The sequence below is a fragment of the Acinetobacter sp. genome (assembly GCF_049284435.1).
Lineage (GTDB): Bacteria > Pseudomonadota > Gammaproteobacteria > Pseudomonadales > Moraxellaceae > Acinetobacter.
This window is the reverse complement of record NZ_JBAPXX010000063.1, coordinates 1-14,377: the sequence shown is the minus strand read 5'-3', so window position 1 is coordinate 14,377 and position 14,377 is coordinate 1. Positions and strand designations below refer to the sequence as shown.

Annotated in this window: 10 protein-coding genes and 1 pseudogene; 3 read left to right on the top strand and 8 right to left on the bottom strand. The window is 44.2% G+C overall.

Going from position 1 to position 14,377, the window contains the following annotated elements; all coding sequences use genetic code 11:
• Window positions 1-143 precede the first annotated feature (143 nt).
• Window positions 144-1,514, top strand: a pseudogene (locus WAK81_RS05360) (hypothetical protein).
• Between the two features lie 92 nt (window positions 1,515-1,606).
• Window positions 1,607-2,716, top strand: a complete 1,110-nt coding sequence (locus tag WAK81_RS05355) for a hypothetical protein (protein WP_422195992.1) — start codon at window positions 1,607-1,609, stop codon at window positions 2,714-2,716.
• A gap of 81 nt (window positions 2,717-2,797) precedes the next feature.
• On the opposite strand, the gene WAK81_RS05350 is transcribed toward WAK81_RS05355, so the two are convergent.
• The 6 genes from WAK81_RS05350 to WAK81_RS05325 all read right to left on the bottom strand — a co-directional run bounded on the left by WAK81_RS05350 (window position 2,798) and on the right by WAK81_RS05325 (window position 9,128).
• Window positions 2,798-3,061 (bottom strand): hypothetical protein, encoded by a 264-nt coding sequence (locus WAK81_RS05350; RefSeq protein WP_422195991.1) that lies wholly within the window; start codon window positions 3,059-3,061, stop codon window positions 2,798-2,800.
• A gap of 194 nt (window positions 3,062-3,255) precedes the next feature.
• Window positions 3,256-5,175 carry a molecular chaperone HtpG gene (gene htpG, locus WAK81_RS05345; protein ID WP_422195990.1) on the bottom strand — a complete coding sequence of 640 codons (1,920 nt, stop codon included), beginning with the start codon at window positions 5,173-5,175 and terminating at the stop codon, window positions 3,256-3,258.
• 163 nt (window positions 5,176-5,338) lie between these two features.
• Window positions 5,339-5,683, bottom strand: coding sequence for a lysozyme inhibitor LprI family protein (locus tag WAK81_RS05340; protein WP_004647317.1), 345 nt, complete (start codon window positions 5,681-5,683; stop codon window positions 5,339-5,341).
• 176 nt (window positions 5,684-5,859) lie between these two features.
• The gene (locus WAK81_RS05335; RefSeq protein WP_422195989.1) at window positions 5,860-6,450 is read right to left on the bottom strand and encodes an OmpW/AlkL family protein; all 591 of its coding nucleotides are present in this window, start codon (window positions 6,448-6,450) and stop codon (window positions 5,860-5,862) included.
• A 331-nt stretch (window positions 6,451-6,781) separates the two neighbouring features.
• Window positions 6,782-8,146, bottom strand: coding sequence for a Na+/H+ antiporter family protein (locus WAK81_RS05330; protein ID WP_422195988.1), 1,365 nt, complete (start codon window positions 8,144-8,146; stop codon window positions 6,782-6,784).
• 100 nt (window positions 8,147-8,246) lie between these two features.
• The gene (locus WAK81_RS05325; RefSeq protein ID WP_422195987.1) at window positions 8,247-9,128 is read right to left on the bottom strand and encodes an alpha/beta fold hydrolase; all 882 of its coding nucleotides are present in this window, start codon (window positions 9,126-9,128) and stop codon (window positions 8,247-8,249) included.
• 117 nt (window positions 9,129-9,245) lie between these two features.
• Here WAK81_RS05325 and WAK81_RS05320 point away from each other — a divergent pair, with 117 nt between their 5' ends.
• Complete coding sequence (locus WAK81_RS05320; protein WP_216986616.1) at window positions 9,246-9,740, top strand: DUF4442 domain-containing protein; 495 nt, start codon at window positions 9,246-9,248, stop codon at window positions 9,738-9,740.
• Window positions 9,741-9,797: 57 nt separating this feature from the next.
• Here WAK81_RS05320 and WAK81_RS05315 read toward each other — a convergent pair whose 3' ends face one another.
• Both WAK81_RS05315 and rpoC read right to left on the bottom strand, forming a co-directional pair.
• Entirely contained in the window at window positions 9,798-10,163 is a 366-nt protein-coding gene (locus tag WAK81_RS05315; protein ID WP_422195986.1) for a DNA transfer protein p32, read from the bottom strand.
• A gap of 201 nt (window positions 10,164-10,364) precedes the next feature.
• Window positions 10,365-14,377 (bottom strand): DNA-directed RNA polymerase subunit beta' (rpoC, locus tag WAK81_RS05310; RefSeq protein WP_422195985.1); only part of this gene is annotated, 4,013 nt, incomplete at its 5' end.

Here is a 14,377-nt window from a genome sequence, read left to right as displayed (position 1 = left end):
GGCAGAAAGCTATACAGACTCAAATTCTGCTGAATATAGACTGGTCGAGCTGGCGGTTAACATCGTACTGGCACAAACCCTGGATAAAGCACTGAAACATCTCTAGAGATCAAAAAATGAATGCTTTAGAAAAAGCATAATTAATTAAAGAACTACATGGACTAGCACAGCAACTGGAGCATAAAGTCCTGCCTTTATATGAAATTGCCCGTTCTAAAAAAAGAATACGCGATATTTTTAATCTGTGTGATGAGCCTATTTTCAAAACCCAGATTTCAGCATTTAAAGCCCGCACTCAGCCTGAACTTGTTGCTTACCAATTTTCTGCTGACACGTCTTATCATCTAAGCTTTCGTGGCTATTTCACCGAAATCTTGGCGCTGGAACAAGCATTGTATGCCCATCCGGATTCAGGCTGGGCAGTTTTACATCATCCTGAACGTGGCTGGCAAATCTGGCTGATTCCGGCTCCCCAATCTCCTGCCCTATACAGCCAATGGGCTGAACTACAACACTGCTATATCTGGCTGTTGCAACAACAGCAGCGGTTTTCTTGCCTGAAACAGGATCCACCCTTGATCGTTCCTGCCTTATCCTTAAACGAAGCTGAAACCAGCTTAAAAGCTGTGGAAACAACCAAATACCATCGGGGACGGCCGAGGGCAAGAATCCATGCATTAGAACTACATCGCCCAGATGAGCTACCCATACAGGTACCAACTGTACATGAGACTCCCGATCCTCAGCTCAAAGCTGAAACAACAATTCAGCAAGAACAGATCACAGTCTCCGAATTGATTCAATTCCCTGTACAGATCCAACTAGGCGAACTAAACGCCCATGTACACCCTTTAGGCTTAGAAGAAACCAATATCCAGCGACTCTGTGCTTTAGAATTACGTACCAATCTCGAACATCCCATCTATCTCGATATCGCATTGTATTATGCGGCAGAAGATAACTGGCAGGCACGTCAGGTCTATTTGGTTGAGCAATTGAATCTGCAAGGCTAGTTTGTTAAATATCTGATGCTCTTAGGGGTACCGAGTCAGTTGCAGGCTCACTATTGTATTCAACATTGGCTGACCCAGCATCAACGCCAAGCTGCTGCGATTAAATCACTGGCGTGGTCTATTATAAGCACCAGTTTCATGCAACTCGAGCTTTTTTCAACGGCTTACTTGCAGCAGGCTGAAACAGTCTGGACACAGCCAGATTACCATCCGTTTATACTCGCCCAGTTTATTCAGAAGCAGAAATTTATCTCATTTCAAGAAGCTGCTGCGGATTTTTTTACCCCAGTGCTCTTGCTGCAGGAACATCAAAAAATCCGAGTGATTCATGGTGAAAAAAGTATCTCTCTCACAGAGGATGAGCTGGCCTATCCACACATCTTGCTGCAACGCGACAAACAGCTAAATTGGCGGAATATTCACAATATTATTTTAACAATGCCGCAACCAATTCAAGTGCTGGAACTTTATCGGGAAATTCAGACTCAAATAGTTGAATAATTGCTGTTATTTTGTAGCTTTAACTTGCTTTTTAAGGCCGTTTTTTAGAAAACTACAGCTGAATATAAGAATACAAGAGCAACAAATATCTCATGCAAATAAACAGGATTACTCAAATTTTACTGCTCTCTCTGGGCGTAGGAATGAGCGGTAGCATGTCTTGGGCAAATTCAGTCACAACTGCTCCTGCCAGTTCAACAAATACAGAGCCAAGCCGATCAGGCTTGCTAGATCAGATTCCACGTTTGATCGATGCAACGCCCACCGTTTTGCCGGAGCAATCAAGTGTCGCCATCGTTCCATCTACGTTGGAAACAGAAAATTATTCATGGGCGGATCAAAAACAGAAAGGCATCCGCGAATGGGCCGATCGTACTGCACATAAAATTGATAACTGGTTTGGTGAAAGCGATCCGGATCAGCCGGCTGCAGCCACATTACGGATCATTTTAGATAATCGCTGGGATGAATATGAAGGCTATGAAATTAAGCCCAGAATCCGCGGCAAGATCAAACTTCCAACCTTGGAACAAAAGCTGAGTGTGGTTTTTGGTGATGACAGTCTGGACAATGAATTAGACAGCAATGTCGCGATTACCAATGAAAATCCTGCCACTTCTGGAGATAAACGTCTGGATACTAAACGTGCACGTGAAGATAACAGCTCCTTTGCCTTACGCTGGTCTGAATGGTCAGATCGCATTCCTTTCGAAACCGATCTGGATCTGGGCTTACGTTCTGGAGATGATATTTACCTGCGTATCAAAGCCAGTAAGGACTGGACGCTGGAAAATGACTATTCTTTTCATGCCGAACAGATTTATCGCTACGGCATTCAGAGTGAAAACTATTTACGGACCAACCTGGAACTGATTCATGCCCGTCCCAATCAGGCCTTTTTCTCCAATCAACTCAGTCTGACTTATGCAGATGATCAAGACGACGATCTGACTTGGGACAACTACACCTTTAGGCAACATCAGTTTTTTCAGGACAACCGTTTTAGTTACGGCATTTATACCGGTGGTTATCTAAATGACAAGGATCTGCGTCTTAATCGCTGGGGCCCCTATGTGTCCTGGAGACAACCTTTTTTACGTGAATGGTTTTTTGTCCAGACCGACCTGAACTATTTGAATGATCATCGTGAGGATCGTGATCACTATGTCGGTGCCTTGGTACGTTTAGAAGCTTTGTTTTAAACTGGATGATGGTGGAAAATATAAAAGCCCATCATTCATGGGCTTTTTTCAATATTACTGAGGCAATCAGCGCGGCAAGTATTAGCTGTTTTTATTCAAGATAATACGATCACTGCGTAGCACTCGTTTTTGCTGCAATGAGGGTTGTTCCATCACCGGCATATTGAAGCGAATACGATCGCTACGTTGCACACGTTGTGGTTTTGCTACCTCTACTTTCGCAACTTTATAAAAACTGATTCGATCTGTGCGTACCACTTTTTCTGCAGCAGGTGCCGCTAGACTAACTTGGCTCATCGACATCAGGATTACAGCGCCCATACTGATCATCAGCTTAGATTTCATAACATTCTCTCTCCTTACTTAATGATCGCAATTATAAATCATAAAACAAATATTAATCCAAAATTCAGATTTAAAACCCGCAAGGATTTTTTTATCTTCACTATCGTTTTTCCAGATCATTTCTAGAATTGAAAAGTGAAGCAGGCATAAAAAATCCCTCCGAAGAGGGATTTTCTCATTCAATACATCAGCACTTAAGCAAGCAGCAAACTATTAATGCGCTTGACATATTCAGCAGGATTTTCTGGTAATCCACCTTCTGCAATCACCGCTTGGTCGAAGATCACATTGGCTAGATCATCAAACTGCGCTGAGCCATCCAGTTTTTTCACCAACGGATGTTCCGGGTTGATTTCCAGAATCGGCTTGATATCCGGCACAGGCTGACCTGCATCTTTCAGCATACGAATCAGTTGTGGAGACAACTCACCCTCTCCAGTCACCAGACAAGCCGGAGAATCGACCAGACGCGTCGTAACCCGCACTTCTTTGGTCTTGTCTTTTAATGAATCCGTCAGCTTATCCACCACCGGTTTAAACTGGGCTGCAGCTTCTTCAAGGGCTTTCTTCTCTTCCGCATCCTGAAGATCACCTAAGTCAACTGCACCCTTAGACACGTTTTGCAACGGCGTACCATCGAACTCACTCACGAAGTTCATCGCCCATTCATCCACGCGTTCAGTCATCAACAGAACTTCAATGCCTTTTTTCTTGAACAGTTCCAGTTGCGGTGAATTTTTCGCAGCATTCAGACTATCTGCAGTCACATAATAAATGGCTTTCTGGCCGTCTTTCATGCGTGCTTTATAGTCTGCCAATGACGTGCTGACCTCGTCATTGGTCGACGTTGCATAACGCAGTAGTTTCAAGATACGTTCACGGTTATTGAAATCTTCACCCAGACCTTCTTTCAATACTGAAGCAAATTCCTGATAGAAGGTTTTGAAGTTTGCCTGATCTTTTTCATCTTCAGATTTAGTCAGATTATCCAAAATGGTCAGGATACGGCGGGTATTGCCTTCACGGATGGTTTTTACATCACGGCTTTCTTGCAGTAATTCACGACTCACGTTCAATGGCAGATCGGCACTATCCACCACACCTTGCACAAAGCGCAGGTAATTTGGAATCAGGTTATCTGCATCATCCATAATGAACACACGTTTCACATACAGTTTGATACCCGCTTTGGATTCACGGGTGAAAATATCATGTGGTGCTTTGCTTGGAATATATAACAACTGGGTATATTCAGTGCTGCCTTCAACCCGGTTATGTGCCCAGGCCAATGGCGCTACGAAATCATGGCTTAAGTTCTTGTAGAACTCGACATACTGCTCTTCAGTGATTTCAGACTTGTTACGAGTCCATAATGCGCTGGCCGAGTTAATGGCTTCCCACTCATCAGTTTTGACATACTGGCCACCTTTAGACGTTTCGCCTTCAGCCGCTTCTTCTTCCTGCCAGACTTCTTTTTGCATCTGGATTGGCAGGCTGATGTGGTCTGAATATTTATTGATAATCTGCTTCACTTTATAGCTTTGCAGATAATCCAGCGCATCCTCACGCAAGTGCAGAATAATATCGGTACCACGACGTTCTTTAGTGATCTGTTCAACTTCAAACTCACCGGTTCCACCACTGATCCAGCGTACGCCTTCAGAGACATCTGTGCCGGCACGACGCGATTCTACCGTGATCTTGTCAGCCACGATAAAGCCGGAATAGAAACCGACACCAAACTGGCCAATAAGCTGAGCATCGGCTTTTTGATCGCCGGTCAGTTTGGACATAAAGTCTTTGGTGCCTGATTTGGCAATAGTCCCTAAATTATCAATGGCTTCCTGTTCGCTTAAGCCAATCCCGTTGTCTGAAATGGTAATGGTTTTATTGTCTGCATCCAGACTGACACGAACGCGCAGATCAGGATCATTTTCATAAAATTCGGGATGATTAATCCCTTCAAAACGTAATTTGTCACATGCATCTGAGGCATTCGAGATCAATTCGCGTAGGAAAATTTCAGGGTTTGAATAAAGCGAATGGGTCACGAGATGTAGTAACTGAGCCACTTCAGCCTGGAAACTATGTTTTTGTGCGCTAGACTCGCTCATTAATCACTCCTTTTATTTTAAATACAGGTCAATACTGTTGCCTATATGAATGGAGTGAGTTGCTAAATTTTCAATAGCCAGTTGTATATTTTTTCTCAAGATATTTTATAAAGGATCATTTGATCTAAAATGGCTTGAATTTGTAAAGACTTAGGTTTAAGTCTTAATAAGGTCCAAGCTTATAAATACGTTGAAATTGCAGGTCTATTTGCTGCTGACGCATATTATAGACCTGACTCAGACAGGACACCGATTCCTGACAGCGGTCACGAAACTGTAGCCATTTCACCTGATCGCGCTGGATCACCGAACGGGTTCCCATAGGCACCATACGACGTAAAATATGATAGCTGGTACTCATCTTGACATCGGCATCATTGAGCAGGCGATGTTCACAAATCGCTTTCTCTGTCACGGTTTCAGCTTTCTGACAATCAAAACTTGCCGCATAGGCAGACCCTGCCAGCAGGCTGAAGAAGATCACAATACCTTGGCTTAAAAACTTCATGCTGATCTTCCTTATTATTCAATTATTAAGTCGTATTCAATTAATATTTACTTTATTCGTTTTAATATAGTTGAACATTGCCGATCTGCTCAATTTCAATAAGTTATAAATCGTTGTTATTTTGAAAAAAAAGCCTCATTCAAGATGAGGCTTTTTTTGTTGAGTAAGGCTAGAATTTAGAACTTGTAGCTATAACCGATCGTGTAAACCCAAGGATCAATATTCAAGTCGAATTTAGTACTATCAGCATCATCTAAAGTCACTTCAGGACTTAAATCCGCATAGCGCACGTCAGCAAATACTCCCCAGTTTTTGGCATCTGCTGGCTGATAATTAAAGCCGACCTGACCTGCTACACCAAACTCTTCTTTCACATCTTTAGCCAGACCTTCTTCATCCCAAGCAATAAAAGCTGTGCCACCTACACCAATATATGGCGTAAAACGTGTTGCATTTTTAAAGTTATATTTAGCGGTAATTGTGGGTGGCAGATGTTTGATCTTAGCCACCTTACCTACACCTTGAAGAGAAATGTCATGGTTAAACGGGGTAGCCAATAATAATTCTGCCGAGATATTGTCATTAAAAAAGTATTCGACCGATGGCGTAAAACCATATTCTTGATCCGCTTCTACGACTAAACCTGGTGCAATTTCAGTGTCACTTGATGGTGCTAAAGAACTGGCACCAACTTTCACCTGCCATTGACCTGCCATCGCAGATGCAGAAAGACCCATTAATGCAATTAGAGCAGCTTGCTTTAACATTTTAAAATACCTCACAGGAAGAATAATTATTAAGAAAATAAATCTTAATTAATAATAAACACGAGGGGAAATAATATGCAATAAGGATTATAAAACTAATTTACAATTATTATTTAAGCTATTGATTTAAAAATTTATTTATTTTAAATTGACTGAATTGGTTGGTTTTAAATACCAAGTATATTAATCAGATAAATATGGCTTTATTCAGAGTGAAATAATCAGGTTTATATTAATTTTTATTTAAACATATATTTTAAATGCATCTTATTGTTTATTTTAAATCTAGATAAATCTGCTCCAATAGATATCAGAGCAGATTGAAATTGACTTACAGAACCATGGCTGCAATCCAGCCAAAAATCATCAACGGAATATTGAAGTGAATGAAGGTTGGAATCACACTATCCTTCATATGATCATGCTGACCATCCATATTCAGACCAGAAGTTGGGCCTAAAGTTGAATCCGAAGCTGGAGAACCGGCATCACCCAAAGCTGCTGCAGTTCCAATAATCGCAATGGTCGCCGCAGGGCTAAAACCGAACTGGATACACAGCGGCACATAGATGATGGCCAGAATCGGCACGGTTGAAAATGATGAACCAATGCCTAGAGTAATCAACAGGCCGATGAGCAACATCAGGAACGCTGCCAGTGCCTGACTGTCACCAATCCAGTTGACCGATGCTTCGACCAGTGCAGGTACCTGATTGGTCGCTTCAATCACGGCGGCAAAACCTTGTGCTGCAATCATGATAAAGCCGACCAGCGCCATCATGCGCATACCGGTAATGATCACATCATCCGCTTCTTTCCATTTGAAAATACCGGCACAGCTGAGAATCGCGACACCGACTAAACCTGCCAGAATCATTGAATCTGAATACAGCTGTACAGCCAATGTTGCTACAACTGCAAGACCGGCCATCCAGATGGTGAATTTCGAAATTTCAGGTTTAAGGTTTTGCTCTACCCCGAGTTCAGCAGAAATACTTTGCTGCTCTTCGACATGAATATCTCTATAGAGACGTGGTTTACGGTAAGAGAAGAAAATGGCAATCAACAATCCGACCAGCATGCCAATGACCGGAATGACCATTGCAGATGGAATCTGATCATAAGTAATTTCAAAACCATAAGGCTTACCAAAGGTATTGATGTTATGACCCAGAATATCATTCAGGAAGATCGCACCAAAACCGACTGGAATGAGCATATAGGTGGCAACCAGACCAAAGGTCAGCAAACAGGCCACCAAACGGCGATCTAGCTGTAAATGGTTAAATACAATCAATAGTGGCGGAATCAGTACCGGAATGAAGGCAATATGCACGGGAATGACGTTCTGCGAGAACACGGCAGCAATGGCAACCGTGAAGAAGATCAGATATTTCACCCGGTTTTGCGCTTTAAAATCGGCCTCACCTTTTAAGGTGCTGATCATTTTATAAGCTAGCAAATCCGGTAAACCCGAACGTGCCAGAGCTAAAGCAAATGCACCTAAAATACCGTAAGCTAAGGCAATTTTGGCACCACCACCCAAGCCATTGTTAAACGCATCCAAGGTTCCCTGCAGGCCCAGACCTGCCAATAAACCACCTGTAACAGCACCAATGACCAGGGCAAAAACCACAGGTACACGTGCCAACGAGAGTCCGAACATGACTCCAATAGCAGCAAGAATTGCGAACATAATGAATCGGAATAGAGAGAAAGCGGCTATTTTATCAGAAAATGCGGATAAAAATTCCGCCACTTTTTTCTGGCCGGGTCATGTTTAGCTGAGTGGCCTATCAAGTGATGACAACAGATTTACGCTGAATAAACTCATCAATCAATTGAGCCACTTGCTCCGGTTGACTCAGGATCGCCCAGTGATTGGCAGCCAGTTCTATTTTCGAAAAATCATCCACCCATTTGGACATCTCATCGACCAGATCTGGCCCGACAAACTGGTCATATTTCAGCACAATCGCCTGTACCGGACAGATGGCAAAACGCTGCCGTGGTTGAGTCAAACGCGGCAAAAAATTGGCCCGATACAGGTTTACACCATATTTTCCATCTTTGACAATATGCGGGTTGAGTGGCAGATTATCCCGTCTTTCCAGTTGCTGCACGATCTTGGCCCAACGCTGCGGATTGAAAAAATTCCAGGCCAATGGTGCCACTAAAGGCAACTGGAACATCGCGATATACCAGGACTTGCTCATTTGCTTTAAGAATTTTGCTTTGTTTTGCTGGAACTGTTCACGCATCCAGAAAGCGGCATGATCCAGACATGGCCCAGACAGCGTGCTATAAGACAGAATTCGTCCTTTGAAGCGTGGATCGGTGACAGATTCCCAGGACTGAATTGAGCCCCAGTCATGCGCGGCCAGATGAAAAGCACGATTCGGTAATATCTTATTCACCACCTCTTCCAGATCCTGACTTAAACGTGCCAAGCGGTAATCGGAGATTTTTTCAGGAATACTGGACTCACCTGCGCCTCGTACATCATAGGTCACAACAAAATAATCCTGACTCAAATAAGCAATGACTGGCTCCCAAACCGCCTGATGATCAGGATAGCCATGAACCAGCACCAATGCCGGCTGTTCGGGTTGTCCATAAGTTTTGACACAGAGACGCTGCTGATCCGTGGTATCGACCCATTGCATGTGCATTTCCATCTTTTGATCCTGTTCTTGTTATTGACCACTTAGTTTATAAATCGGCATGATTGATCAATGCCAGCGCATTTTTGTTGCTCTAGTATGCATAATCACAGCCGCAAAAAGAATGTCAGTATGAGCCTATTCCAGAAAATTCAAAAACTGCCTCTGGTTTCAAAATTTATTCTGAACCGCTATGCCCCTTATCGTGGTGCAGGCATCGAAATTGATAAGATTGATTTTAATAATTATCACGTTCGGGTCAAAATGCCGCTGACCCGTAAGAACCAGAATATTGTCGGTGTGCATTTTGGTGGCAGCCTATATTCGATGGTCGATCCCTTTTATATGTTATTGCTGATGCATCATTTAGGGCCGAAATACCTGGTCTGGGATAAAGGCGCCAGCATTCAGTTTTTGGCACCTGGTCGCGGCACAGTGGTGGCGGACATTCGGATTTCTGCTGAAGAAATTGCCACGATTATCAATCTGGCGGCTGACAACGCGCCAGTGTATCGGCATTATCAGCTGAATATTTATGATGAAGCCGGGGTCAGAATTGCAGAAGTAGAAAAAACGGTTTATATCCGGCGTAAACAGAGCAAAGGGAAAATTAATGCTCCTAAATAAGATAAAAGCGCCACATTGGCGCTTTTAAATCTAGCTGAATCTGAAGTGACTTTCGACTTAACGACGACGGTTATCTTGTTCAATCGCAGCACCGGCACCACCACCGATTGCACCACCGATTGCAGCACCTGCATTACCACCGAAGATACTTTTACCGACTGCTGAACCCACAGCACCACCTACACCACTATAGGTGGCATTACGGTTTGAACCACCTTGGGATTTGCTCCCCACTGCTGCACCGGCACCACCACCAACAGCTGCACCAACGCCACCGCCGACTTTATTACCGACACCACCACCCACTGCACCACCAAGGGCCGCAGCACCGATCCGTTGCTCATTGGCAGACATACTTTCACAACCCGCCAACATAAAGCTGGAAAGAGTGGCAACTGCCATAACACCCATTAATTTTTTCATGACCTTGGCCTTCCTGTCTTGCTTTAATTAAGCTTATCTTCATTTTATGAAACTAAAATCTGTAGCGTGTTACTTCTCTCGGTATTCCTGCTGAGTTTTGTAAATATCAATGGATTATTCTTCTGTTCAAGATGTCTTATTTATAAATTTCAGACAAAAAAAGACGCCCGAAGGCGTCTCTTTTCTCAGCTTTAACTCGAATTAGAATTCTTCGTTAAATGCCTGGCTTAGAGCTTGATCTACATCAGAGAAGTCATTGTGCAGTTCAAATTCTGCAGCTTCTGCTTCTTGACGACGACGCTCCAGGTGGTAAGCCAAACCTGTACCCGCTGGGATCAGGCGACCTACAACCACGTTCTCTTTCAAGCCACGTAAGTCATCTTCTTTACCTGTTACAGCCGCTTCAGTTAACACACGCGTGGTTTCCTGGAACGATGCAGCAGAGATGAACGAGTCAGTAGAAAGCGATGCTTTCGTAATACCCATTAATTGACGTTCAAACTTCGCAGGGAACTTGTTTTGTGCAAGAACGGCTTGGTTTTCTTGAACAACACGGATGTAATCCACTTGTTCGCCTTTGATGAAGCTGGTATCACCACCATCAGTAATATCAACTTTACGCAGCATTTGACGTACGATCACTTCAATATGCTTGTCGTTGATTTTTACACCTTGCAGACGGTATACGTCCTGAACTTCGTTCACGATGTAGTTTGTAAGCGCAACTTCGCCTTTCAAACGTAAGATATCGTGCGGGTTCTGTGGACCATCAGAAATAGTTTCACCACGGTTCACATGTTCGCCTTCGAACACGTTAATCGTACGCCATTTCGGAATCAGCTCTTCATAAATCTCAGAGCCATCATCCGGCGTAATCACCAGACGGTTCTTACCTTTGGTCTCTTTACCAAAGCTTACAACACCCGACACTTCTGCAAGGATTGCATGCTCTTTTGGCTTACGTGCTTCGAACAAGTCAGCTACACGCGGCAGACCACCGGTAATATCACGGGTACGTGAAGTTTCTTGTGGTACACGACCGATGACATCACCGACACCAATCGTTTCGCCATCGCGAACAGAAAGAATCGTGTTCTGTGGCAGGAAGTAGAACTGTTCGCCACCATCAACGGTATCTAACACAACAGCAGGACGCAAATCTTTACCTGACGCAGGACGTGAAGTCACTGGCAAGATTTCGATGGTTGACATACCTGTTGCATCATCAGTTTTAGAAGTAACCGTCACGCCATCAGCAATTTGGCTGAAACGTACTTTACCAGCAACTTCTGTTACCAATGGATGTGTATGCGGATCCCAAGTCGCCACAATACCGCCTGCTTCTACAGCTTCGCCATCTTTCAGCAAGATAGACGCACCGTAAGGAAGTTTATAACGCTCGCGCTCACGACCTAAATCATCCGCAATACCGATTTCACCTGAACGTGAAGTCGATACCAAGTGACCTTTGGCATGTTGTACTGTTTTCACGTTGTGGAAACGTACTGTACCTTGGTTACGAACTTGTACGCTGTTTGCAGCAGAAGTTCGGCTCGCAGCACCACCGACGTGGAAAGTACGCATCGTTAACTGTGTACCTGGCTCACCAATCGATTGAGCTGCCATTACACCAACAGACTCACCCGGGTTCACCTGGTGACCACGTGCTAGGTCACGACCGTAACATTTCGCACATACACCGAAGGTAGACGCACAGTTCACTACTGAACGTACTTTAATTTCGTCGACACCCTGGCTTTCGATAAACGTCGCCAGTTTCTCGTCAATTAACGTATTACGTGGAAGCAGAACTTCGTCTGTACCTACACGTTTCACATCTTCAGCAACCACACGACCCAATACTCGTGCACCCAGGTTTTCGATTACATCGCCACCTTGAATGAACGGAGTCATCACCAGACCGTCATAAGTACCACAATCCGGCTCAGTAATGACCAAGTCCTGCGCAACGTCTACTAGACGACGAGTCAAGTAACCAGAGTTCGCCGTTTTCAATGCTGTATCGGCCAAACCTTTACGCGCACCGTGTGTCGAGATGAAGTACTGAAGTACGGTCAAACCTTCACGGAAGTTTGCTTTAATTGGGGTTTCAATGATCGAGCCATCCGGCTTCGCCATCAAACCACGCATACCCGCCAACTGACGAATCTGAGCTGCCGAACCACGGGCACCCGAGTCAGACATCATATAGATCGAGTTGAATGATTTTTGCTTCTCGTCTTCACCCTGTTTGTTCTTAACAGTTGTGAAAGACAAGTTGTCCATCATCGCTTTAGCAACCTGGTCATTGGTACGCGCCCAAATATCGACCACTTTGTTATAACGTTCGCCGGCAGTTACGAAACCTTGTTCGAACTGTTGTTCGATTTCACGAACTTCAGCTTCCGCTTTACCAATAATTGCTTGTTTTTGCGGTGGAATAACCATGTCTTCCATACCGACAGATACACCGGAACGCGTCGCTTGACGGAAGCCCAAGTACATCAGCTGGTCAGCGAAGATAACAGTATCTTTCAGACCCAATTTACGGTAGCAAGAGTTAATTAACTTAGAGATGTTTTTCTTGGTCATCTCAACGTTAATTTGCTGGAAATCCATACCTTCCGGCACAACTTCCCAAAGTAGGCAGCGACCAGGCGTCGTATCTACAATAATGGTTTGCTGTTCACGGTTACCATCTTCGTCGATCACAGTCTGGTGTACACGTGCCTTAACGCGAGCGTGTAGATCAACCTGACCTGTTGCCAGTGCACGGTTTACTTCGTGAGTATCCGCGAACACCATGCCTTCACCTTTGGCATTGATTGCATCACGCGTGATGTAATACAAGCCCAAGACCACGTCCTGAGACGGTACGATGATTGGCTCACCGTTCGCTGGAGACAGAATGTTGTTAGTCGACATCATTAACGCACGAGCTTCAAGCTGAGCTTCAAGTGTTAATGGTACGTGTACCGCCATCTGGTCACCATCGAAGTCGGCGTTAAACGCAGCACATACGAGTGGGTGTAGACGGATCGCTTTACCTTCGATCAGGATCGGTTCAAAGGCTTGAAGACCCAAACGGTGAAGGGTTGGCGCACGGTTCAACATCACGGGATGTTGACGAATCACGTGAGCAAGAACGTCCCAAACTTCTGGAGTTTCGCGCTCAACCATTTTCTTCGCAGCTTTAATGGTGGTTGCTTGGCCAGATGCTTGTAGTTTCGCGAAAATGAATGGTTTGAACAGTTCAAGTGCCATTTTCTTCGGAAGACCACATTGGTGCAAACGCAGGTTTGGACCAACAGTAATGACCGAACGGCCAGAGTAGTCAACACGCTTACCAAGTAAGTTTTGACGGAAACGACCTTGCTTACCTTTGATCATGTCTGCCAAAGATTTAAGCGGACGCTTGTTCGAACCAGTAATTGCACGACCACGACGGCCGTTATCCAGCAATGCATCTACAGACTCTTGTAACATACGTTTTTCGTTACGTACGATGATATCTGGCGCAGCAAGGTCAAGAAGACGCTTCAAACGGTTGTTACGGTTGATCACACGGCGATAAAGATCGTTCAGATCAGAAGTCGCGAAACGACCACCTTCAAGTGGTACAAGCGGACGTAGATCTGGTGGAAGAACTGGAAGTACAGTTAACACCATCCATTCTGGCTTGTTGTTCGAATCGTTGAATGCTTCCATCAACTTCAAACGCTTAGACGCTTTTTTCAGCTTGGTTTCTGAAGTTGTAACAGGAATTTCTTCACGAAGACGCGCAATTTCAGCTTCAAGATCGATGTCTTTCAACAGGTCTTGAACCGCTTCAGCACCCATTTTCGCTGTGAATTCATCACCGTGTTCTTCTAATGCATTGAAGTATTCTTCATCGTTTAGAAGTTGGTATTTCTCAAATGGAGTCATACCCGGATCGGTAACTACATAAGATTCGAAATACAATACACGTTCGATATCACGTAACGTCATGTCTAAAAGAAGACCGATACGGCTCGGTAATGATTTCAAGAACCAGATATGTGCAACAGGTGATGCAAGGTCAATATGACCCATACGCTCACGACGAACTTTCGCAGTTGTTACTTCAACGCCACATTTTTCACAAATGACGCCTTTGTATTTCATACGCTTGTATTTACCACACAAGCATTCGTAATCTTTTACTGGACCAAAGATTTTGGCACAGAATAAAC